This window comes from Paenibacillus glycanilyticus, assembly GCF_030161375.1.
Taxonomy (GTDB): domain Bacteria; phylum Bacillota; class Bacilli; order Paenibacillales; family Paenibacillaceae; genus Pristimantibacillus; species Pristimantibacillus glycanilyticus_B.
Genome location: NZ_BSSQ01000005.1, coordinates 76005 through 98171 on the forward strand (window position 1 = coordinate 76005; position 22167 = coordinate 98171).

18 protein-coding genes are annotated in these 22167 nt (G+C 48.0%); 3 read left to right on the forward strand and 15 right to left on the reverse strand.

The window, feature by feature from the left end; genetic code table 11:
* Window positions 1-112: 112 nt before the first annotated feature.
* The 5 genes from QQK89_RS06330 to QQK89_RS06350 form a co-directional block, all read right to left on the reverse strand.
* Window positions 113-1315, reverse strand: coding sequence for a COG4705 family protein (locus tag QQK89_RS06330; protein WP_284237647.1), 1203 nt, complete (start codon window positions 1313-1315; stop codon window positions 113-115).
* A gap of 151 nt (window positions 1316-1466) precedes the next feature.
* Complete coding sequence (gene efeB / locus QQK89_RS06335; protein WP_284237648.1) at window positions 1467-2711, reverse strand: iron uptake transporter deferrochelatase/peroxidase subunit; 1245 nt, start codon at window positions 2709-2711, stop codon at window positions 1467-1469.
* Between the two features lie 12 nt (window positions 2712-2723).
* Window positions 2724-3884, reverse strand: coding sequence for an iron uptake system protein EfeO (gene efeO / locus QQK89_RS06340; protein ID WP_284237649.1), 1161 nt, complete (start codon window positions 3882-3884; stop codon window positions 2724-2726).
* 39 nt (window positions 3885-3923) lie between these two features.
* Window positions 3924-5387 carry an FTR1 family iron permease gene (locus QQK89_RS06345; protein ID WP_284237650.1) on the reverse strand — a complete coding sequence of 488 codons (1464 nt, stop codon included), beginning with the start codon at window positions 5385-5387 and terminating at the stop codon, window positions 3924-3926.
* Window positions 5388-5399: 12 nt separating this feature from the next.
* Window positions 5400-5876: a Fur family transcriptional regulator gene (locus QQK89_RS06350; protein WP_284237651.1), complete on the reverse strand. Its 477-nt coding sequence runs from the start codon at window positions 5874-5876 to the stop codon at window positions 5400-5402.
* Window positions 5877-6158: 282 nt separating this feature from the next.
* Between QQK89_RS06350 and QQK89_RS06355 the strand changes: the two genes are divergently transcribed.
* A complete protein-coding gene (locus tag QQK89_RS06355) occupies window positions 6159-7115 on the forward strand; it encodes an ABC transporter substrate-binding protein (RefSeq protein ID WP_284237652.1) in 957 nt (318 codons plus the stop codon).
* A 66-nt stretch (window positions 7116-7181) separates the two neighbouring features.
* Window positions 7182-7997 (forward strand): AraC family transcriptional regulator, encoded by an 816-nt coding sequence (locus QQK89_RS06360; RefSeq protein WP_284237653.1) that lies wholly within the window; start codon window positions 7182-7184, stop codon window positions 7995-7997.
* A 1-nt stretch (window position 7998) separates the two neighbouring features.
* On the opposite strand, the gene QQK89_RS06365 is transcribed toward QQK89_RS06360, so the two are convergent.
* The 7 genes from QQK89_RS06365 to QQK89_RS06395 all read right to left on the reverse strand — a co-directional run bounded on the left by QQK89_RS06365 (window position 7999) and on the right by QQK89_RS06395 (window position 15584).
* A complete protein-coding gene (locus QQK89_RS06365) occupies window positions 7999-9045 on the reverse strand; it encodes a copper amine oxidase N-terminal domain-containing protein (RefSeq protein WP_284237654.1) in 1047 nt (348 codons plus the stop codon).
* A gap of 251 nt (window positions 9046-9296) precedes the next feature.
* Complete coding sequence (locus QQK89_RS06370) at window positions 9297-10142, reverse strand: sugar phosphate isomerase/epimerase family protein (RefSeq protein WP_284237655.1); 846 nt, start codon at window positions 10140-10142, stop codon at window positions 9297-9299.
* Between the two features lie 38 nt (window positions 10143-10180).
* Complete coding sequence (locus tag QQK89_RS06375; protein WP_284237656.1) at window positions 10181-11314, reverse strand: glycoside hydrolase family 88 protein; 1134 nt, start codon at window positions 11312-11314, stop codon at window positions 10181-10183.
* Window positions 11315-11413: 99 nt separating this feature from the next.
* On the reverse strand, window positions 11414-12247 hold the full coding sequence (locus QQK89_RS06380) for an AraC family transcriptional regulator (protein ID WP_284237657.1): 834 nt from the start codon (window positions 12245-12247) through the stop codon (window positions 11414-11416).
* Between the two features lie 118 nt (window positions 12248-12365).
* The gene (locus QQK89_RS06385) at window positions 12366-13367 is read right to left on the reverse strand and encodes a hydroxyacid dehydrogenase (RefSeq protein ID WP_284237658.1); all 1002 of its coding nucleotides are present in this window, start codon (window positions 13365-13367) and stop codon (window positions 12366-12368) included.
* Window positions 13368-13573: 206 nt separating this feature from the next.
* Entirely contained in the window at window positions 13574-14749 is a 1176-nt protein-coding gene (locus tag QQK89_RS06390; protein ID WP_284237659.1) for a Gfo/Idh/MocA family protein, read from the reverse strand.
* Between the two features lie 25 nt (window positions 14750-14774).
* Entirely contained in the window at window positions 14775-15584 is an 810-nt protein-coding gene (locus tag QQK89_RS06395) for a sugar phosphate isomerase/epimerase family protein (protein ID WP_284237660.1), read from the reverse strand.
* Window positions 15585-15736: 152 nt separating this feature from the next.
* On the opposite strand from QQK89_RS06395, the gene QQK89_RS06400 reads away from it, so the two are divergent.
* Complete coding sequence (locus QQK89_RS06400) at window positions 15737-16618, forward strand: AraC family transcriptional regulator (RefSeq protein ID WP_284237661.1); 882 nt, start codon at window positions 15737-15739, stop codon at window positions 16616-16618.
* Between the two features lie 72 nt (window positions 16619-16690).
* On the opposite strand, the gene QQK89_RS06405 is transcribed toward QQK89_RS06400, so the two are convergent.
* The 3 genes from QQK89_RS06405 to QQK89_RS06415 all read right to left on the reverse strand — a co-directional run bounded on the left by QQK89_RS06405 (window position 16691) and on the right by QQK89_RS06415 (window position 22120).
* The gene (locus QQK89_RS06405; RefSeq protein ID WP_284237662.1) at window positions 16691-18556 is read right to left on the reverse strand and encodes a glycoside hydrolase; all 1866 of its coding nucleotides are present in this window, start codon (window positions 18554-18556) and stop codon (window positions 16691-16693) included.
* Between the two features lie 136 nt (window positions 18557-18692).
* Window positions 18693-20309, reverse strand: coding sequence for a response regulator (locus QQK89_RS06410; RefSeq protein WP_284237663.1), 1617 nt, complete (start codon window positions 20307-20309; stop codon window positions 18693-18695).
* Window positions 20309-22120 carry a sensor histidine kinase gene (locus QQK89_RS06415; protein WP_284237664.1) on the reverse strand — a complete coding sequence of 604 codons (1812 nt, stop codon included), beginning with the start codon at window positions 22118-22120 and terminating at the stop codon, window positions 20309-20311. The genes QQK89_RS06410 and QQK89_RS06415 overlap by 1 nt, the downstream gene beginning before the upstream one ends.
* Between the last annotated feature and the right edge of the window lie 47 nt (window positions 22121-22167).

Consider the following 22167-nt stretch of genomic DNA (forward strand, 5'->3'; position numbering starts at 1 on the left):
AAAGAAATGAGAAAGCTGCCGTCAAATAACGGCAGCTTCTCATTTCTTTCATATCCATGCAGGACATAGTCCGTTAAAAGCCCAAGGAATGCTAAATCCCTCGGGCCGGCCCTTATTGATTGGATGAATTTAACGTATTAATAGAATCCGCAAGAACCGTATTGCATTTATTCGTATCCGGATTTTTACTGCGGACAGCGGCAAGAACATTATCAATCGTCCCGTCAATTTGCGTCCATGCTTTTCGGTCTATCTTTCTGAGCCTAGGTTCCGACTTATCCCAGTTATGTTCCAGGTCATCCGCTTTGGCCTTTGCGGATTTCCAGTCGTTTATGGTGATACTGTTCTCAATGTCATTTTCGATACTGATAAAATCATTTAATTGGCCGCTCAGAGTCGTTTGAGTCGAATCCACTTTTGGTACAAGATGATGATTGCACCAGCTGTATCCGCCAATTCCTACAACCAACAATACAACGATAGTCGAGAGGGACTGCAGCCACGCCTTTTGTATGCCGCTACGTTCACCGTCCGATTTAGCTCCTTCGGATCTTGGCAAATAGTCCAGCTTGGTTACGGCCAATACAATAATGACAGCCAGTATCGCTATGAGGAAAATGACGCTTGTTAAGGTCGCGCCTAGCTCCAATCCGCCGTTTTTCTTCGTCTGGGACAAATAATCTCCTAATGACGCCCCAAGCGGCCTTGTCAGGATATAGGCAATCCAGAATGCCAAAATCTCGTTCAGCTTTAATTTCCAAGCCGCGAACACGCTGCCAATGACGACTAGAACGATAAGGCCTGTTTTCAAATAACCAAGACCAAGCTGTTCCGAATAAAGATCTCCTACCGCAGTACCTAATGCAAAAGTAAAGAGAATGGTTAGCCAATAAAATACTTCTCTCTTAAACGTATAGATCGAATGGATGGATAACGTTTTCTCGCTGGCATACCAGGACAGGAAAGTTGCCGCCAATAAAAGCGTAAAGAGAAGGGTGCTTTGTTCAAGCGGCACTCCCCATCCGTCCGTCATATTGTCCGTTATCAAAGTGCCAAATACGCTGATCAGCACAACCGTCAGCCAATAGATAAACGGGTTGTATTTCGATGATTCAAACTGAATATACAACACTATTGCAAAGGCAATGCCCATCACCAAAGTTGTGACAGGAAGACCCAAGCCTACATTAATGCTCAAAAAGTCCGAGAAGGTTTCCCCTACCGTTGTGCATAATACTTTAATGATCCAGAAAAAAATGGTTACTTGCGGCACCTTGCTTAGAAGCTGATTATATTCTCTTTGAGACGTAGCCATTTACATCCCCCTTTCGATAGTTAACAAGAACTTTTCGTTTTTTTGCTTTTGTAGAATAACGTAAAATAGTGAAAATTTTATTAACTGGATCTTAATATCAAAATAACCGGGATAAAAAATAAGAGCCGGACGATGTCCGACTCTTTCTTTCCTATTCCATCAAGCTTTGTCCCATATATTGTCCTGCTGTCAAACCTCCCGGGCAAGCAAACATGCCGCTAGCAATATGAGAGGTATACGCATTTAACTTATCCTTGCTTTGCATTAACTTCAGCATTGGGATGAGCTGCTCCTCTGGATTGCGGGAATAGCCGATAAATAACAACCCCGCATTCACGTTGCCAGTCTTGGGATCTACGCCATCGGTATAGGAATAACCCCTGCGATGAATGAGCTGGCCGGATTGTTTGGCAAGCGCAACATGCGAAGTCACCGGCAGCTTAGAGCTGTCCACGGCTTCAAACTCATTGGTCTTGCCAAATGCCGCACCGCTTTCTTTATGCCTGCCGAACGTATTTTCCTGATCGGATAAGGAGGAGCGGTCCCATACTTCCAGTAGCATCCGAATTTTGCGGTAGCTCATATAACTGCCGCCTGTCATCCAGGAAGGTTCCTCTTGACCGGCCCATATTACTTTCTTATTTCCTTCGGGGTTATCGTGAAGCTTATTCGCCGTTCCGTCTTTAAATCCAAATAAGTTGCGGGGAGTCACGCCTGCTTTGCCGCTTATGAATCCTTCCTGCAGCCAGTTCAAAGTCGCGTATCCCGTGGACAGCCGGATGAAATTCCGAACGGCATGAAAGGCGACTTGTTGATCATCCGCGCACACTTGCAAACACACATCCCCCCCTGATAGTGAGGGGTCAATGTTCTCGCGAGGCATACGCGGTATATCCTTCAAATACAAGGGCTGCTTCTTGGCAATTCCAAACCGGTCTTTTCCATCCTCAAGGAAAAAGGTCGGTCCAAATCCATACGTAATCGTAAGATTAGATGCAGACAACTCCAACGTTTCCCCCGTATCGGAAGGAGGAAGCAACGGGTTATCTCCCGTCTTCATGGTCCCCCCCGATGTGCTTAGATCGCTAAATTTCGTCCAGCTTTTGAACAATTGAATAACATCGGCCTTTTGACTTGTCGTAATTCGGAAGCTCACCAAATACATGTACTTCTGCTGAGGTGTTATTATGCCTGCTTGGCGATCACCATACATGGCTATTACATCGTTTACGGGTTGCTTATTAACCTCAGATTTAGCCTCAGGAATAAGCTTCTCATTAATGGACGCCATTCCGGCTGCCCCTATTGCTAAACCAAAACCGACGGATGTAGTCAGTTTAAGAAAGTCGCGTCTGGATATCGTACTGCCTGCAGGTTGGTTTTCTTCTGTACTCACGGCTTAAGCCTCCTACAAAATACTAGCCGTTTGGGACATTAAATTAGACAACTCGCTTAATTGATCGCTTATGACGCGAATTTCTTCCGTGGACAGCTTATCGTAAGCGATATATTGTCCATTTGTTTGATGAGTCCGAAGCGTTCCTTCAAGTTGCTGGAATGATTGATCCAATTGATTGCCCAATTCAGGATTTTTCTCGTTTAAAGCAGGAATAATAGAGAGATACACGGTTTTTGAGCCGTTAACATTTGCCGCAAAATCAACTAAATCCAGATGGGAATAAATCTCCTCTTCGCCTGTAATTTTGGAAGTTGCAGCCTCGTTCAATAATTCCATCGCCCCTGCAACTACAAGCTTCGGATCAAGCTCATAGGATTTTGCTTGTTCTTGCAGCGCCTTTGTATCTATGACTAACTGATCGGCCACTTGGCTCATGCCTTCAAGCGAATGGTCTTCCCATAATGCCTTTTCAATTCTATGGAAGCCGGTCCAGGCGGATACATCTTCAACATCGCCAATACGGGCATCGATTTTGGGATCAAGCTCCCCAAAGCTTTCGGCAATCGGTTCAATCTCTTCATAGAATACGCGGGCTTTTGCATATTCTTGTTTCGCCCGCTCCACATCCCCACTCTTAACGGCATCCGCGAATAACGCCGTTTGTTTGGTGAGGTTATCGGTTTGTTCCTCTACGTACAGCTTATAATTAGCTACTGCTTTAGTTAATATCTCCGAGGATTCCCCGCTACTTTCCTTGGCATTTAACAATGCGGTCAAAGCGTCTTGCAATTTGGAAGCCGTGTCGGTCAACACATTAAAATCAATCTTATCGTAAGCGGAAGCTGAGAAGATCGGCATTTCGTACTTTTCGACATCGGTATATTCAAGCGGATAGGTTTGGCGAACGGCATTCTCGTAGGATAGCCACGCATCATTGATGGACTTACCTAAACTCTTCACCAATTCGGTATCTTGTTTAGTAATGGCATCTTGCAGCTGAGTTGTTAATCCCTGCAGCTTAGCAGTCCCCTCTTGTATAGCATTATGATCCTTTGCAGGCGCTTGGCTTTGCTCTGTATTCTCCGGTTTAGCCGTGTCGTTATTGCCGCAAGCACTTAAGGTTAAGGCTGTAGCTACTACTAATGCCGAGAGCGTTATAGACTTTTTCAATTGAATTCCCCCAAATGTGTTTTGTTGCCAATATTTAAATTAAATAATGGTTCTGTTCTTGGAATAGCGAGTAGATCCTAGCTTCTGATAGAGCCATATAGCAATCGCGGCCAGCACGAAGACTAGCTGTGGCAAGAAACTGTACCACGATGGATATATGCTTAATGCCATACGTTCCGGTAAATAGTCTTGCATGGTGGAAGGGATAACTCCTGCCATTTGCAAACTATGGATCCCCGATCCAATAAATTTAAAGCATAAGTAAAATACAATTAGACTCGAAACGAGGAATACCGGGCGAATGGGTAAGCGAGTTCCTGCTTTTATCATGACAACCGCACAAATGGCCAGAATGCCAAACCCAGCAATAATTCCTGCAGAAAGCGCAACATTGGACATTTTGCCAACCATGCCTACTAGAAAAATAACCGTTTCAAGACCTTCTCGCACGATGGCGAAGAAAGCGAGTAAAGCGAACGAGATCATGCGGCCGCTTGTGAGCGCTTTGTTGCTTTGGGCTTGCAGGAACTGATTCCAGCGTTTAACATCCGAATTCCGATGCAGCCAGTAGCTGACGTACAGGAGCATTACGCTTGCGATTACGCCCGTCCACCCGTTAATTAACGTATTGTTATGGCCAAACGTACTGGAAGATAGTAACAATGACACGATAACACCAACAACTAGACAGACTAACAAAGCAGCTGCGGCCCCGCCAATAATCCACCTATTTGCAAGAGTAGATTGCGACCGCTTGGTGTACATGAGCAAAGTTCCTACCACGAGTAACCCTTCCAAACCTTCGCGCAGCGGTATTAAAGCTGCATCCCACCAGGAATATTGAGCGTCAAGAAGCGGTGTTAATGATTGAATTAATCTTTCTACCACTTGAATGGCTTGATTTTGTTTCTCTCTATTGTTCAGATTGGCATCCAGCAGAACCAGATCACGCTCAGCGTTGTTATACTTGGTTTGCGACTGGCTGACGACATCCCCTTCGACGGAGAGCCATTCCCTTTGTAGAAGTTTTACTTCCTTTTGAGCCTCCAGCCAATTTTGCTTCTCCAACAAATTACCGACCTTCTGAAGCTTAACGATATAAGTCTCGAGGGTCATCGCGCTTTTCCCTGAATTGCTTATGTATGCGCCATCCGAATAGTTATTTAGCGAGAACTGCAACGTGCCTGCTATTTCCGAGGCTTGAGCTGCATCCTTGTTAAGGAAAGCTAAGGACAAGCTTGCGATTTGCCGATCGATTTCTAACGCCATATCGATTGAATCTTGCTTCACGGCCGTTTTATTGGAACTCCACCACTTTTTGATAATCGCCAAATCCTCGTAGGCTTTTTCCAGGTCCTTGTTCTCCAGATCCGTAACCAGATTGGACATATAAGTCTTCGGATCATTCCCCTGTGCGCCGCTTAATTGATCCGAGGCAAACAAAGTACCGCTGTTCCAGCAGAGTAATGCGAATATAAAGATAATTAAAACTAGCCTAGGCATACACATCTCCTATTATCTATTCGTTAGTCTGTCTCCATGAATACGACAGCTCTCCTTCTGGCAATCACTATAAATACCTGAAAATACAAGCTGATGATCCATTACCTTAAATCCAAATTCTCGTTGTAATCGTTCTTCTATTTCCATTAACCAGTCCTCTTTGATAAGCTTTACATCTTTGCACCTCGTGCAGATCAGCATATGAGAACCATGTTTTTGATCCCGTTCACAAATTGTGTACCGGGGAACTGGGAAATCATGTGTCATTTTTTTGATTATATGCAGCTCTATCAATAAATCTAAGTTGCGATAAATGGTTGCAATGCCGATTCTGCGGATTTCTCTTACTCTATTAAAAATTTCGCTTGCGCTAAAATGTTCATCCTTATGCTCCAGCAAAAAGCGAATAATGACTTCTCGCTCCAATGTCATTTTTAAGCCGCTCTTATTCAGAATAGATAAGATACTTTCTAGCTCTTCCGATTGCAAAATAAAAACACGCACCTTTCGGGCATTTGATAGTGATTATCATCATCAGAACAAGATTACTATTAGATATTCGAGCAATTATCGAGTAATTATGTGAAGAGAATGTGATTTTTGAATGAAATAGAGAAAAGCCCCAGAGCCGTTCTCTGGGGCCAATCCTATACTTGCACATTCAGATAATCCATCATTCATATTCTGTTCGTCTATTGTACTTAACCACAACGTCTCGTATATTGTAATTGATAATGCTTATCAATAGACTGGATAGGAGATAATCTAACAATGAAATCTATCATGCTGTACGTTCTTCTGAGTGTAAGTCTTATGCTATCAGGTTGCAGTTCCGATTCGGATCCCGCTCCAGCTCCAACCGCTGCTGTAACGGAATCCAACACTAATAGTGCTCCTGCGTTTCCTAGAACAATAACAGATGCAAAAGGAGAACAAATTATCCCAATCGCTCCCCAAAAAATTGCGCTAACCGCATGGGGCTTCATCGACATGTTGTTGACTTTAGAGCCTCAACAACTTGCAACTACAGGTTATTCCTACTATTCTAAGCTTGATGCATTTAAGGCTTCCTTCGCTTCAGAATCCTTTGTAGATTTAGGCTCTGATACTCAAATTAATATGGAGAAACTATTGGAGTACAAACCAGACATTATTTTAGCCGGAGGCACGGATAATGATGCCGTATATTCGCAACTTACAAAGATCGCGCCTGTCGTATTTATAGATGCCGCCAAAGGTTACGAGGATTGGAAGTGGGCTTTAACCGAATATGCGAAAGCATTAGGATTAGAAGACAAGGCTAAACAGGTTATTGAAGACCATGAAGCTAAGCTCCATTCCGCCAAAAATAAATTAGAGAAATACAAGGACCAGAACGTTATTTTCCTTGACCCCAGCGAAGGTGAATTTTATTTGTGGGGAACGGATCGATTAAGCACCTATTACGATGTTCTTGGTTTGAAGATGGTTGACACCGAGCTCGCTGCGTCGGGTGGACAAATAACGCTAGAGGGTCTTCTCGAACTCAATCCGGACCATATTTTCCTGCATAACCGCCCAACTGCTCCAGCCGCGGAGGCATTAGAAGCGCTTAGCAAAAGCAAGGTCTGGAATATGCTGGACGCTGTGAAGAATGGACATGTATATACCTTGGAATCTTCAGCCTTCTCCCCTGGGCCTACTGGTGTTGGATACGGGGTTGATCATATTCTAGAAGCTTTGAACTAATTACATCAAGTTTGATAACGCCAACTCCCGATTCTTCTCGGGAGTTTTGCCTTTATGGAGGATTGCATGGTCGATATTATTGAATTAGCCAACGATGTTCTACTTGCTAAATTAGAGATTGCAGGGGTGTATCGAGTAAAACTCCCTCCTAATCAGAGCTTTGGCAACGTTAATATTAAACAAGCCGGTTTCCTGTTTATACTTCGTGGTGAAGCCGAGTTTAGTTGCGATGGCGAATCTTACCGTCTAACTCCCGGGCTGATGCTGCATGGAATGAAAGATATGCACTTGAAGTATACAACCGGACGAGATGAAGAATTCGAGTATATTCTGGTGAATTATCGCGGTATGACTAAGGAGCAACAGATTTACCAACATCTAAACGGACATTTTGTCATGAACATTCCTATGAGTATGGATATGTCCAGCAGGCTGCTTTTTCTTCATTCGATTTCACTAGATCCGGATTCTATTTCTGCCTTAAAGTTAAATATTGCTTTTATGCAATTAATGCTTGATATATTTGAGCAGACTCGCCAGCAATCGTCTCATAATCGGTCTCACTTAATGGTGGAAGATACGCTTGCGTATATCCACGAACACTATATGAGCCCGATCTCTCTAGCTTCGCTTGCGGCACGTTATAAGGTTAGCGAAGGATTCTTCTCATTTAAATTTCGTAATTACACGGGCATTAGCCCGATCGAATATTTACTGCGGTTTAGGATTAATCGTTCGAGAGAACTTCTGGCAACCAATCAATTTACCGTGCGTGAAGTCGCAAGACAAGTCGGTTACGCAGATGCTTATTACTTCAGCAGATTATTTAAAAAACATACTGGAATAGCTCCGAGTCAACTACTTACAAATAGACTGCTGTGAATTAGGAGTCAACATCCTTGCTGTTGACGTCCTTCCCATCAAAAGACGCGCGGAAAGTCGGAAGCAGCTGATCCGCTACCCATTTATGCTTTTCCACCGTGCCATCGCCAATATTAATCTCGATATAGTAGGTCTTCTCCGGCAAGCGGAGGATCCAGAATTGGGAGTAGGTGACGGAGAACGGTTCATTATGGCCGGCTATAAATCCGACGAAACGACCGTCGTTCGTCTGGAGCGTACGTTCCAGAACCGTAAACCAAGAAGTATGAATTTGTTTCTTCAGTTGTTCCATCGCTTCGGCATCCGTCAACGGCTTTCCGCCTTCATCCGTCCATATCGTAACACCGAAATTAGCGTTCGGATCCGCATTGAGCGACCCGCTCCACTTCCAGACTCCGGGATGGGTCTCGAATCCAAACCAGCTTGCGGGGGACGGTTCGCTAGGATTGTGCAAAGGCGCCGCGATCGACCAACTATCCTTACTGCTTCCTATACGATGCTTGCCGTCGATCAGAATATCAGCCGCTCTCGTAATACGAATCGTCTTATTCTTGCTGTCAAACTTCACTGACGCTTCAAGCGATTGTGCAAAAAAACGCAACGGAACCATAATTGAGCCTTGTTTCTCTACCGCCGGCTGTGGCAGCTTAACGCCCTTTCCGTCTACTTGAGCTTCAAGTGCGCCAAGTTTCACGTAAGCACCGTAATCCCGATACGAATTGCTATTTAGGGTGAAAGACTTTTCATGGGCGATATTGAAAAATTGAATTTTCAGATCGAACGCGAGCATTAACGCTCTAACCGGTATCATTGTGACGCCATTTGTTTCATACATCCCTTGAACCTTTATGTGTTTGCCATTCACTATAGCCTTATCGCTGCCCTGCTTCAGATCAATCTCTATTCCTTCAGGTTGAGCGTCTGCAGCACTTGCCGCCAATGGAGAAGCAATCAGCCCCCCTATTAATAGGAAAACAATAAAGATAACTACCACTAAACAAGTAATTCCGGTTTTCTTCCATTGTTGTAGCTTAATTTGTATGTTCATCGTAATGTGTACCTCCTTCTTCACTCTATAAAACCGTAAATCTAGCGAGATGTTTTCTATACTATATCGTATATTGGTATTATTTGTATATATAAACTACTTCTTACATAATTCAGATAAATAGATTCCCGCGATGAAGGCACCGTTAATTTTGCCGACCATCTGCTTCAGCGGCAAGTTTAAACATACAAACAAAAAAAAACGGCATCTCTGCCGTTTCTGCTTGTTCCAGCTATTTTATCTCGATTTGCCTATGAATTCTGGACTTCAGCCATACGTTTCATAATCGACGAGTAGGACGCCAATACATCGTTCACATCCAGATTTAACTGTTGCAGCTCAGGTCTCCATTTGGGTTCCCACTCCAGCGAGTAATAACCGTCGTAACCGCTAGCCTCCAACGTTTGTACAATGGAGCGAAGCGGCAGAGCTCCTTCGCCTGTTCGCGTATACTTCCACTCATGGATGTTTGGGTCGTCGAATGGAACCCCGTCCTTCATGTGAATATGAGCGCAATTGCGGCCGAACAGGCGAACTGTCTCCTCCGGTGCTTCTCCGAACTCGAAAGGATGTATGATGTCGTAAATAACATGGCAGTTGTCACGGTCGATTTCGTTCAGCAGCTGCCTCAGCACTTGCCCGGTGGAAAATTCATTATGCGTCTCGATCCATACTTGGACGCCGCGTTCCGACGCGTAATCGCAGGCCTCCCGCAAATAGCGGACAATCTGCTCCCGATCGATCGGTTGCTCTCCGGCATTCTTGAAGCGCAAGTAGTTGCCAAGCATGACGCGTACGCCTTTCGCCTCCAGCGCGTGGGCAAGTTCGATATTCCGCTTTAATTCCGCAAGCCGCTCGGCGCCGTTCGACTCCACCCCGTTGAAAATGACTCGCGTGCCTATATTCGTCACGGTAATGCCGGCATTGCGAAATTTCTCCGCCGCCTGCCGCAAATCTTCCTCTGTGGAATCGATGGTGACGGCATATCCGGCATCCTCTTTGAGCTCAATGCCTGTAAATCCATATCTCTTGCAGCTTTCAATTAATTGTTCTACGCTCCACCCTTCGCAAGGAAGGGTACTAAAGGACAGTTTCATAATAGTCTGGCCCCCCTTTTCAATATGCGTATTATTAATTACCAATAAATAACGGTTTGGCCCTGCAGACGGGCCACCGCTTCCGCAAAATAATAGTCGCCGTAAATGAGGGAAGATCGGATGCCGGAGTCCTGCGGCTTATGAGATGTCGCTTCCTTCAGCAACCCTTCATGCCCAGGTTCATCCTTCGTCGAATAGAAGCTGTACAAGTTGTTCACCATCCGAGTAGCCAGATCCTTGTAATAAGCGCTCTCAGTCTCATCCATATGGCTCGCCATCTCAAGCAGGCTTGCGGCAGTTACGGCTGCAGCCGAAGTATCCCGCGGCTCTCCGTCCTTGTCGCCTTGGAAAGTAAAGTCCCACATCGGAATAAGATCTTCTTCCAATCGCTCGATGTACACATCCGCGCAACGTCGGGCAATCTCAAGATACCGTCTGTCGCCCGTATACCTATATGCATGCGTGTAGCCTCCGATCGCCCAGGCTTGACCCCGCGACCAGCAAGACTCGTCGGCATACCCTTGAAACGTGCGTCCGCCAATTGGATCGCCGGTCTCCGGGTTGAACAAATACGTATGGAACGTCGTGAAATCCGGACGAACAATGGTGGTCGAGCAAGTATCCGCTTGCGCAATGGCAATATCCCTGTAGCGTGAATCTCCCGTTTCCTCTGCCGCCCAGAACAGCAAGGGCAAGTTGTACATGCAATCGATGATGAGCCGTCCGCGGTTCTCTTCGCTGAACGGGTCTCCCGGCGTCCATACGTTCCAAGCCTGCAGGAATCGTCCCTTCTCATTAAAGCGATCGGCGAGAGTGTTCGCCGCGTCGATGCCGATTCGACGCGATTCGGCATCGCGGGTCAGCTTATAATCTGCGACAGCAGATAAGCTGAACAGGAAACCTAGATCATGATCCGTAGTATGACGATCATCGTATAGCCGCTTCGCGAAGCGGTGTTTGGAACGTCTGGCATTGTCGATAAACGATTGGTCGCCGGACATCTCATAGCACAAATAATTTAGCCCCGTCCAGAAGCCTCCTACCCAGAAACAATTGTCAACGAAATTGTAGTTGTCCTCGTCAGCGCAATGGGGTAACTTGTCCCCGAATCTAGCTGCGTTTGCTTTTGTTTTATCCACAATAAATTGCCGTATCTCTTGCAATGGAATCATATGAATCCCTCCCTACCGCCATATTAACGGAACTACCGCTGCAAAAAATGCAGTATTTTAAGAAGTTGTTTGCGTTTTTTATGGCAGGAAGTACCGGAATTAATAACCTTGCTTGCGGTATTTCAACGGACTAACGCCCGTGGCTTTCTTGAACATGCGCGTGAAATGGCTGACATTGTTGAAGCCGGTCTCGAAGCATATTTCCATAACGCTGAGGTCCGACATGCGCAGCAGATCAAGCGCCTTGCGTATGCGTATATCGTTCACGTATTGGATGAACGGCTGCCCCATCAGCACCTTGAACATGTAACTGAAATAAGTTGGCGACATCGCCGCGCGTTGAGACATCTCCTCCAGGTTCAGCTGCATCGCATAATGGGTCTCAATATATTGTACAGCTGCGAAGAACAGTTCCCTGTTCCTGAATGCGGAAGCGCCTTCAGGCTGCTCGTCGTTGCTCTTCTCTCTGAACAGCGTAACGAGCATCCGAATAAGATCGGCCTTAATCAGGAGCTTGTAGCCATCCTCCTTCTTCCGGTGCTCTTCCTTCATGCTCGCAATCAGCTGCTCGACGGAGCTCTGACTTTTGGCCGACAGACGAAGCTTGGGAAACAGAGGAGCGTCGCGCAATATCTCGTCCTGGTCGACGACTAGCGGCATGAAGTCGATCTGTACCATCTCGAACCGCTCTTCCTGATACCGCTCGAAGCGGTGTGGAACAAAAGGCGGTATCGCCAGCATGTCTCCCTTGGTCATTAAATAAGCTTCGCGATTGACGTGATGGATGCAAGCGCCCCTAGTCAAATAACAAATCTGGAAATGTTCATGGGCGTGATTCACTCGGTTAAGCGTCTCTTCATTGGGAAAAGCAAGTTTGAATGGAAAATCGATTTCCATGAAGTCTTTATAATAATAAATATCGTGAGTGCTCATTTCCTACGCTCCTTCGCCCGTCCCGGCAGGCTCGCGGCTAGTTGATCTGCCTGCCTCTATGCTAGCATTAGACCGAAGAGAGATTCAATTATTTGGCGAAGAATGAGCCGTCCGCTTGTCAGGAGGTTGTCATCCGAACAGCATAATGATAGGGAATCGCACTCCTTGGAGATTCACCTTGCTGAATCCTTAGAACATCCGCTAACAGCTCCAGTACGACCTTCTCTCTCATATCGAAGGTAGGACCGGCGATATGCGGCAGCAGCAGCGCGTTGTCCAGATATCGGAAAGGACTGTCCGCTGCAAGCGGCTCTACGGGATAAACGTCAAGCACCGCCTGGAATCTGCCGCTCTGAAGCTCCTTTAATAACGCGTCATCGTCTACAAGTCCCGCCCTGGCCGTATTGACGAACAAAGCCCCTGCCTTAATGCCGGATAATAAGGAAGCCGTAATCATGCCTCTATTCTCTTCGTTAAGCGCGGAATGCAACGAGATGACGTCACAATGCTCAAAGATGTATTCCTTGGAGACCCGGCGCGCGCCGATTCGGGCCGCTTCCTCATCCGGCATATACTTGGAGTATATATACAGCTCGACGTCAAACCCGCGCAGCAGCTCCGCATAATATTGGGCGATTGCGCCGTATCCGACCAGCCCGACCTTCTTGCCTATTAATCCGGTATTCCTGTCCTGCTCCGGACGCCAGCCGCCTTGGCGAACAGCGTTGACGTATGCTTCCGCCCTACGCAGCCCCATGAGCGTATACATCAGACATCCTTCGGCTACGCTTCTGGCGTACAGGTCGTTGCCGCTTAATACGGTAATTCCCCGCTTGTACTCTTCTTGGCTGACTACGCCCGCAACGGTTCCTCCGGTATGGGCATGAACCCTCAGACGATCCGCCTTCGCAAGCACTTCCGCATCGACTCGCGGCGCACCCCAGCCGGAGAACAGCACGTCCACTCCGCCAATCATCTCCATTAACTGCGCCTTGGTCAACGCGAAAGAGCCTGTATCGTTAAAAACAACTTCTCCATGCTTCTTCAGCTCGGCAATCGCCATCGGCGTGAAGAAACTGTCCCTCGTCTCGCCTTCTCCCATTGTCACAAGAAATTTCATGAGTACCTGCCTCCTTATTTGTGAGATAAGTATATCGCTTGCCATGTACGGCTTCATGCACTTTTTTACGAAAAGTTTTGCTTTTTTTACGCGTTAATAGACTGCCTAACAATAATCAATATGCAATCAAACAAGGACAAAAAGACCAAGACAGCCTATACTGGCTACCTTGATCTTTCTTGGAATTTCGACTTTTTGTACCAGCCCTATCTCCCGAACGAATCCTCCATGTCGACCTTGACGTCTGCTTGCACTGTTTTCACAAAATTTGAGCCATTGATTAGTGACTTCAGTTTGGCCTCGTAAGCATCGGCGTCAATCGGAACCGGTACGGCCGCTCGATTGAACGAAGAGAGCATGATGCCATTAGCGAGCATGACCGAATGAACGCCTTCGTGTCCGTACGCGGTCAACTCGCCTTCTCCGTCCAAAATACGATTAAAGAACTTCTCGGCGACGACTCGATGCCCTGTCGGCTCCGTATTCGGAATCGCTACTTCCGTGCACGAGTTCTCCACCTGGCCGAAGCTTAAATTCGTTTCCCGCAGGAAGGCTAACATCGATTGACGGTTTCGGTAGAACAGGAGTTTGTCATTCTCGTAGACCAGCTTGCCATTCTCGCCAACGATCTCGAAGCGGTTCGTTCCCGGCGATTCAGCCGTCGATACAATTAGATGGCCGATCATTCCCCCATCATGTTCGAAATAGGCGGTTACTTCGTCCTCTACCTCGATCTCATGGTACTTGCCGATATGCGCATGGGCGCTGATCGTTTGCGGCATTCCGAACAACCACTGATACATATCCAGCGTATGAGGACATTGATTCACCAGAATGCCGCCGCCTTCGCCAGCCCATGTCGCGCGCCAGCCGCCGCTGTTGTAATAAGCCTGGGAACGGAACATCGTCGTGTTGATCCAAGTGACGCGAACCAATTCCCCAAGCTCGCCGCCTTCCAGTATGTCCTTTATTTTGCGGTAATGGGCAAATGTGCGCTCCTGGAACATCAGACCAAACTGCAAATCAGGCTGTTTGTTCCTCGCCTCTTCATAAGCGTCTACCATGGTAACCGCATCGTTCACATGTACCGCAATCGGCTTCTCGCAAAGCACATGAATGCCTCTTTGGAACGCTTCGATAGCGACCTTCGGATGGTCATAATGCGGTACGGCTACAATGACCGCATCAAGCGCCGCATTCTCGAACATATCCCTATAATCCAAATAAGCCTCTGCGCCTGTTTCCTTGGCGAAGAAGGTTGTCCGCTGCTCGTCAATGTCGCTTACGCCTGCCAGTTCCACCCTGTCCATATCCTTCAAATACAACAGATGCGTCTTCCCGATATTCCCAAGCCCAACCAAACCCACTCTTAATTTCTTCATTTCGGCTTCCTCCCCATTGTTATTCTTATTGTCCAAGTACCTGCTTGATGTAGCCGATGTAAGCGGGAAGCGATACTTCCGGTTCCTCCAAAGCCGGAACCCATTGCTTCTCGTATTCTAGCGAAAGCCAGCCCGAATAGCCGCCTTCCTTCAATAGAGCAACAATCTCCGGTACCGGAACCTCGCCGTCACCGATCAGGCAGAGCTCCTTGCCTCCGTCAGTATGGCGGGCATCCTTCACATGCGTATGCTTGATGTAAGGGGCCAAATGACCGTATGTATCCGACACTGATTCGCCGTGCATATACGGATGCTCGAAATCCCATAACACGCCGACCGCACCGCTCTGCACCCGGCCAAGCACGTCCAGAATGACCTTCTGTTTATTGAAATCGCCATGCGTCTCCAGCAGCACCTTGACCTGCTTGTCTTCGGCATAACGCCCCAACTCTTCAAGTCCTTGCGCGACCATAGCAACAACATCCTCATGCTGCGCTCCAGGCGGAACGAGATCGCCGAATACCCGGATATACGGCACCTCAAGACGGGCCGCAAGATCAATCGTATCTCGGCCTTCCGTAATGGCTTTGTCATATCGCTCTCCGTCGTGGAAGGCGCAGCCCGAGTCGAGGCAGCAAATGGCAAGCCCTCTCTTCTTCAGATCGGCCATTGTCTCTTGAATGTTGCCAGGCAGAAAAGGACGTGCCTTGGGCAGATACATTTCTCCTTCAATGCCGCGTATTTCAATGCCGTCGTAGCCCATTCGCTGCGCTTCGGAGACAATGGTCTCCCAATTCCATGACGGACAAGCCAAAGTTTGAAATGCAATTTTCATCTTAAATAATGCCTCCTGACGGCTGATTTCGTGTACGCTTCATTGTACAATTGGGAGCAGGAAGCAAACCCTGCACTTTCTTTGGAAATCTTTCCTCTATTTCACGATTATAAATATCGGCGATGGCCAAACGAATGGACGGTGAACATCAGTTGAAGCTTTTAGCCTACACGAGCATTATGAGCGAAGCATTCCCTTTCAAAATCCAAATCAAAGAGAACGAGCAGCTTAATTCTGACTCCCACGCGCATGATTACTTTCAAATTTGCTACGTGCTAAAAGGAACCTGCCTTCACCATGCGCACGGTAAACGGGTCTCTCTCGTCAAAGGGGATCTGTTCTCCATCCCGCCCATGTACGGGCATATGCTCGAAGCGCTTCCGGATCAGGAAGCACAGGTCGTCCATATTGATTTTCTTCCAAGTCTGCTCGATCGTCATATGGCCGGGCTACTTGCCATGGACAGCTTCGTGGATTTTGCCTTTATTCAGCCTTTCGTACAATTCCAGGACAACCTTCTGCCCAAGCTTAACTTATCCTACGAGGGACAGCTGGCAACGGAGCAGCTGATCGCCGGAATGATGGGAGAATTCTTGCGGCAGGACTCCGGTTTTCCCCTTATGATCAAGTCCGACCTGCAGAAACTGCTGGTCATTGCCGGCCGTGAGTTTCTGCAATACAGCCAGCATGACGGGGAGCGCCAGCTTGTCAGCCAGCACCGCGAACATTTCGAGCAGGCGCTGCGCTATATCGATACCTGCTACCGCGACCCTGTGCGCCTGCAAGACGCTGCGTCGAAAGCCGCTATGTCGCCTTCGTATTTCAGCACTATTTTCAAGCTCATGAAAGGCATGACCTTTGTGGACTATCTGAACGAAATCCGGCTGAACGAGGCGGTTCGAATGCTCAAAGAGCATCCGGATTGGAGCGTTGAGCGCATCAGTGCAGAAGCAGGCTTTAATCATTTGACGCATTTCTACCGGATGTTTAAGCGCAAGACGGGCGTAACCCCCGCACAATATCGCAACAACTGAACGGCAAACAGGGGCTGTCCGTCCAATCACGAGAAGTGATTGGCGGACAACCCCTGTTACTGAGGCGGAACCTTAGTCTTGCAGCGTAATGAATCCACGCGGCTGCACCGTTCTTCCCTCGAACTCATACGGGTCTTCGCCAAAATTGACGACTGCCCGGCGACCCGAAGAGAAGCGCGATTCCTGCACTTTGCGGTCCGCGCTGACGAAACGGTGGGCTATCATCTCGTCACGGCAGATTTGCCCCAGCCACGGACAGACGTTGTTGTAGCTCTCGATAAAGTTAACTTCGAAGATCTCCCATCGGTCCTGATCGATGGACCAGAGCGGCGCTGTACCGTAGAGGATGTTGAACAGATCCTTTTTCCACCAAATCTCCGGACAGTGATGATTGCCATCCTCCCAACGCCAAGACGTAACGACGGCGTCATGATAGACCAGCTCGTATAGCGGCACCCTCGTATATTCGTTAATCGCATACTTAAGATAAGTGTCGGATGCTGTGCGAGTTCCGAGCATGACGGACGGTCTCGGGTTGTTTTTCCAATCGCCATAATAATGGATGGTACCCTTATGGGTAATTTCGGAACCAAAGAAGGTACGCTGCAAAGTCATCATACCGTGAGCGAACAACCCGTGCTTGGCGGCAAAGTCCGCTCCAAACTCGCCGCCAAGATACGTACCGTAACGTTCCTCTAGCAGCTCGCAATTCCTTAGAATCGCCTCTGCATATTGTTGCCGGCTTAGCCGGTGTTCTGGATTATGACATTCATAGAGTCCGTTTGCCTGGTAAACGTCCAAGAAATACGTCTCATGGTTATACTCCTCCAGCTCCCTCTCTACCCGCTTGAACATCTCCGGCCTTACCGCTTCCGGACATACGTAAGTTCCATACGAATTGGAATATGTAGAACCGTCCGCCTTTCTGGAAACAATCTCTTCAAATTTACCTGGATAAACGTTCCGCTTTAACGGAATATCCTCGCGTACCGAATTGTCGGAGTGAATGTCGGTGAAATCTTCCGGATGAATATCCGTAAACAACTCGTACGCACCGGTTCCGTAGCCCAGTTCCTTTAGCCGGTCGTCGTACCCTGGTTCTGGATAAGGAAGATGATTGGCGTCCCACAATATAAGCGCCTTCTCGATGCCTGCCTCCTTCAACCCGCGGGCAAATTCAATCTCTCTCGCACCATCCCATACGTACATATGAACGCAGCCAAGCATCTTTTCGAGCGCCGGAAAACGCTCCTCGTTCTCCCGCAGCGTCCGAATGCCGTTCTTCGGCCAACTGTAAGCACGGTAACGCTTGCACTGGGCGACATAGCCGCCACGGTCAAAGAATACGTATGTCACCTTCCGCTCATAACCAAATTCCCCCATCGTACCATACCAGACCGGCGCGAAATTAATGAGTCCCTCTTCATCCCGCTCGAACGAGAACGCCGCGTCGTAAGGTGTCTCGACGATTGCCATATACCCGCTTTCCAGCTCTTCGTCAACCACGCCAGCCCAAGCCATAGCACCTCCGCCGCCGCAAAAGAATAGTGGCTGCTCTTCCAATGGATAGAACAAATCTTCCGCCGGCAAGAGCAATCCCTGGCTGTCCGTCTGCACTATGGCATGCCGGCTGTCCGGTGTCCGGAAAGCCGAGGGGAAACGGATCGCTTCGCAGGAGGCGTTTCTTTCTGCTTTCAGCGTCACGCTGAGCTCCGACGCCTCCGTCAGTTCAATTGTAGCCGTCATAACAAACTCGCCGCGCAGCTTTACCTGCAGTTTATTGCCTTCCTGCGTAACCCCTTCAAGCGTCAAGCTCTCATCAACCGGCTGCTGGCTCCATACCTTGCCGCAACGCTTATCGTGAACCAATAGGCTGCGACTTGTTTCATCGAACAAGATTCTCAGTCGTTTATCTTCTAATTTCCATTCGTAATCCATAGGGTCCAAACCTTTCTTGTTCAGGATTAGCTGCCGCACAACAGCGGGGCGCACGGTTTATTCTAATGTCTGGCAGCTAATCTACAAGTAAGAATCCAACGATTTCTATTCATTTCTGTTGATTTTGTCGCTCCGATCAGAGCGTTTCGCGATACTTGCCCGGCAATACGCCGGTCAGCTTTTTGAAGACCGTCGTGAAATAGGTCGCATTCTCGAAGCCAACCATCTCGGCGATCTCAAATAGTTTCAAATCAGGCGATTTCATGAGCTCCATTGCCCTGTCCACCCGAACTTTTGTCAGGTATTCGATAATGGTTTCGTTGTTCTCTTTCTTGTAAATCTGACACATATAGGTAGGACTTAGGAATACAATTTCGGCCAGCTGCTGGATCGTGATATTTTCCATATAGTGCTGGTCGATATAGGTTTTGATTTTCTGCGCAACCTTCTGATTTTTGGAATGATGCTTATGGAAGAAATAGCTCGACATGCCGCCGAGCAGTTCAAGAATGAACCTTCGGAGCGACCCGCTGTCTACTGTGTCCTCTATATGTCCAAGCACAACGTTCAGCGACATGCCCGTTATGGCATCAAACGACTCGTCCAGCTCGTGAACGGTGCGGGCAAGATGGAAGACGAACTCGGTGCACAGATTATGCACCTGCTCCACCTTGAGGCTTGGCAGTATCACCTGATCAAACATCCGATCAGCAAGCGTCTGGACCCCCTTCGAATCCCCCAGCTTTAGCAAGGTCAGCATCTGATTCTCGATTTGATACACCTGCCGGTAATGTTCATGCGTTTCCAAATTCTGGCCAAGGTCGTCAATGGTAACAACGGACCCCTTGCCCGAGAAGAACGTATACCGGATTGCAGAATCTGCTTCGCTATAGGAACGGCTGAGCTGCAGCAGCCCTGTCACCGGCGAGCCTAGACCAATCGAGACGGACACTTTGACAAACTGGCCGACGCAGGCAATGATCTCCTCGCATAGCTGCATCGGTTTGCTGCCTTGCAGGGAGCTGCCTTTGAACAGAATAACAAGCTCGTTCTCGAGCGTATTCGCGAAAGCAAACCCCGCGTTTGCGGCGGCAAGCAGTTCGCTCACGACATTAAGCAAGGCGAAGAACAATAGTTGCTTGTTCTCTTCGTTATAGGTTTCAAACGTCTTCTTGTAATCGTCGAGCTGTAGCAATCCGACAGTCATAACTTCCCCCGGCAGGAGCTCGATTCCGTAATACGCCGCCTTCTCGGCAGCTTCGTGCTCGCTTGCGAAGTCGCGGGAAATGAGCTGGATCAGCAACCGTTCCCTCAAGACCGGCATGCTCTCGCGGAGCTGCCTGTGAAGACGTTCCGTCATCTGCGCCTGGCTGCGCTCGAGTTGAATGCTCGTACTAACTTTCTGCACGACTTCCAGCAGCTCCGGGATTTTGACCGGCTTCAGCACGTAAGCTTCCGCTTCTAGACTAAGCGCGGTTTTCGCGTACTCAAAGTCTTGCACTCCGCTGATCAGGATGACCCGAGTGGCGCTGTTATCCTCCTGCAGCCGTTGCGCAACCTCCAGCCCGTCCATCATCGGCATGCGGATGTCGGTACACAGAATATCGGGTTTCAGAACGCTGCACAGCTCATAGGCATCCTTGCCGTTATCGGCCAGCCCAACGATCTCAATGCCGTAATCCTTCCAGGGTAAAATCAAGCTCAAGCCTTCCCGCACCATATCCTCATCGTCCGCAATTACCATGGTAAGCATCAGTACCCCTCCATTGTCTTTACTGCCGGTATCGTAACGATTGCCGTTAGCCCCGCGTCTTCGTTAGCTTCATACCGCAGTCCGTATTCCTCGCCGAACCATTGCCTTATGCGCGCATGAACGTTGCGGATGCCAAATGAGCCTGCCTCGCCGCCCGTGTGAAGCAGCTCTGTAATGGAACTCGCCGTCGCTTGATCGCCGCAGCCATTATCAATCACGCTAAGCATGATCAGATCTCCTTGCAATTCTCCCCGAACAATTACGCTTCCGTGTCCGTTTGAACGGTCGAAGCCGTGGATAATCGCGTTCTCTACAAGCGGCTGAAGCAATAGCTTCACCGTCAGAAAGGGGGCTAGTTCCCCAGGCACGTCCACCGAATAAGTCAGTTTCTTGCTCATCTTAATTTTCTGAATGGTCAGATAAGCCATGACTTGATTAATCTCGTCTTCCAGCTTGATGATGCTTCGGCCTTTATTCAAGCTAAGCCGGAAGAAATCAGACAGCGACGTGACCATCTGGCTAATATCGCCAGCTCCGTTCCTTAGAGCCATCCAGTTAATCGAATCAAGCGTATTGTATAAGAAGTGCGGGTTAATCTGCGCCTGCAGTGCCTCCAGTTCAGCCTTTTTCTTATTAGCCTCCGATACGTACAGGCTATCGATCAGCTCTCTTGTGCGTACGATCATTTGATTAAAACGCGTAAACAAAAACGAGAATTCGTCATTGCGCTTATACTCCATCGTTACGTTGTAGAGATCTGCCTCGGCCTGATTGATAGATTTGACGAATTTACGTATCGGATTCGTAATGTTATTGGATAACAACAATGCGAGAAGCAGCGCAAGCAGCAGGCTGACCAAGAGAACGAGCACCATTACCTTCCTGAAGGAAACAAGCGGGCCGTTCAAATCCCGCATTGGCGACAGGGTTACGATTTTCCATCCCAGCTCCGGGATACCTCGACTAGCTACCAGCATTGAATCGCCGTCCACCTTCCGTACGGAGGCCTTGAAGGCGACACCGCTTGCCAGCGCTCTCTCGCTCAAATGAATGCTTGAAGCGAACGGTTCATTTACTGTAACCGGCTCTGTACCCGCCATAATCGTTCCATTCTCGTTAAGGAGATAAACCTGACTGTTAGCCGAAGGTTTCATCGCCATAAGGGTTTGGTTGAAATCGTCGATACTAACATCAGCTGTCAACAAGCCGGCGAACGCCAGCGTTGGATCGTTTAGTCCGTACAGCCGTTTGACGAAGCGGATCGAATAGGAACCATCGCCGTTATCGCTGCGATAGAGACCAAGAACCTTGTATTTTTCTTTAAATGGGATAGAATGAAACCATTCTTCGTTTTGGATGCTCTCGATATTGTAAACGTTACCAATAAACGCGAAACGACTATATTCCGTACGATCCATCAAGTACAATTTGAGCTGAAATTGATTTCCCGTGCGTTCGTTCGTGCTGTACGTTGCAAGCAGCGCATTCAGCCGCGTCATCTCGTTAATCATCCCATAATCATCCCGAGGCTTGTCCGAAGATAGAATATCCTGCAGGTCAGAATTAAGATACAAGCTGGTCGTCGTATTGTCGATGGCCTCCACATTCTTGGTCAAATTCATCTCCATCATCGTCATGTCGCGTTCTATCGCACTCTTCATGTTTTGATTAATGGTCGACGAGGATGTATTATACAACGTCAGAATAATAATCGATGAAGGCAGGAGCACCATGGACAAAAAATAAGTCAACAACCTCGTTCGGATACTGATATTATTCATCACGAGCGAGGAAACGGATCGAACCGCCATCGGCTCACTTCCTTTTTCCTTAATTTATTGCCCATTATACTTGCGGG

Coding starts and splice junctions, on each gene's coding strand:
- QQK89_RS06330 (WP_284237647.1), bottom strand. CDS start 1,315: ATGGCTACGTCTCAAAGAGAATATAATCAGCTTCTAAGCAAGGTGCCG.
- QQK89_RS06345 (WP_284237650.1), bottom strand. CDS start 5,387: ATGCCTAGGCTAGTTTTAATTATCTTTATATTCGCATTACTCTGCTGG.
- QQK89_RS06360 (WP_284237653.1), top strand. CDS start 7,182: ATGGTCGATATTATTGAATTAGCCAACGATGTTCTACTTGCTAAATTA.
- QQK89_RS06415 (WP_284237664.1), bottom strand. CDS start 22,120: ATGGCGGTTCGATCCGTTTCCTCGCTCGTGATGAATAATATCAGTATC.
- QQK89_RS06405 (WP_284237662.1), bottom strand. CDS start 18,556: ATGGATTACGAATGGAAATTAGAAGATAAACGACTGAGAATCTTGTTC.
- QQK89_RS06390 (WP_284237659.1), bottom strand. CDS start 14,749: ATGAAGAAATTAAGAGTGGGTTTGGTTGGGCTTGGGAATATCGGGAAG.
- QQK89_RS06365 (WP_284237654.1), bottom strand. CDS start 9,045: ATGAACATACAAATTAAGCTACAACAATGGAAGAAAACCGGAATTACT.
- QQK89_RS06355 (WP_284237652.1), top strand. CDS start 6,159: ATGAAATCTATCATGCTGTACGTTCTTCTGAGTGTAAGTCTTATGCTA.
- QQK89_RS06410 (WP_284237663.1), bottom strand. CDS start 20,309: ATGCTTACCATGGTAATTGCGGACGATGAGGATATGGTGCGGGAAGGC.
- QQK89_RS06375 (WP_284237656.1), bottom strand. CDS start 11,314: ATGATTCCATTGCAAGAGATACGGCAATTTATTGTGGATAAAACAAAA.
- QQK89_RS06380 (WP_284237657.1), bottom strand. CDS start 12,247: ATGAGCACTCACGATATTTATTATTATAAAGACTTCATGGAAATCGAT.
- QQK89_RS06385 (WP_284237658.1), bottom strand. CDS start 13,367: ATGAAATTTCTTGTGACAATGGGAGAAGGCGAGACGAGGGACAGTTTC.
- QQK89_RS06370 (WP_284237655.1), bottom strand. CDS start 10,142: ATGAAACTGTCCTTTAGTACCCTTCCTTGCGAAGGGTGGAGCGTAGAA.
- QQK89_RS06395 (WP_284237660.1), bottom strand. CDS start 15,584: ATGAAAATTGCATTTCAAACTTTGGCTTGTCCGTCATGGAATTGGGAG.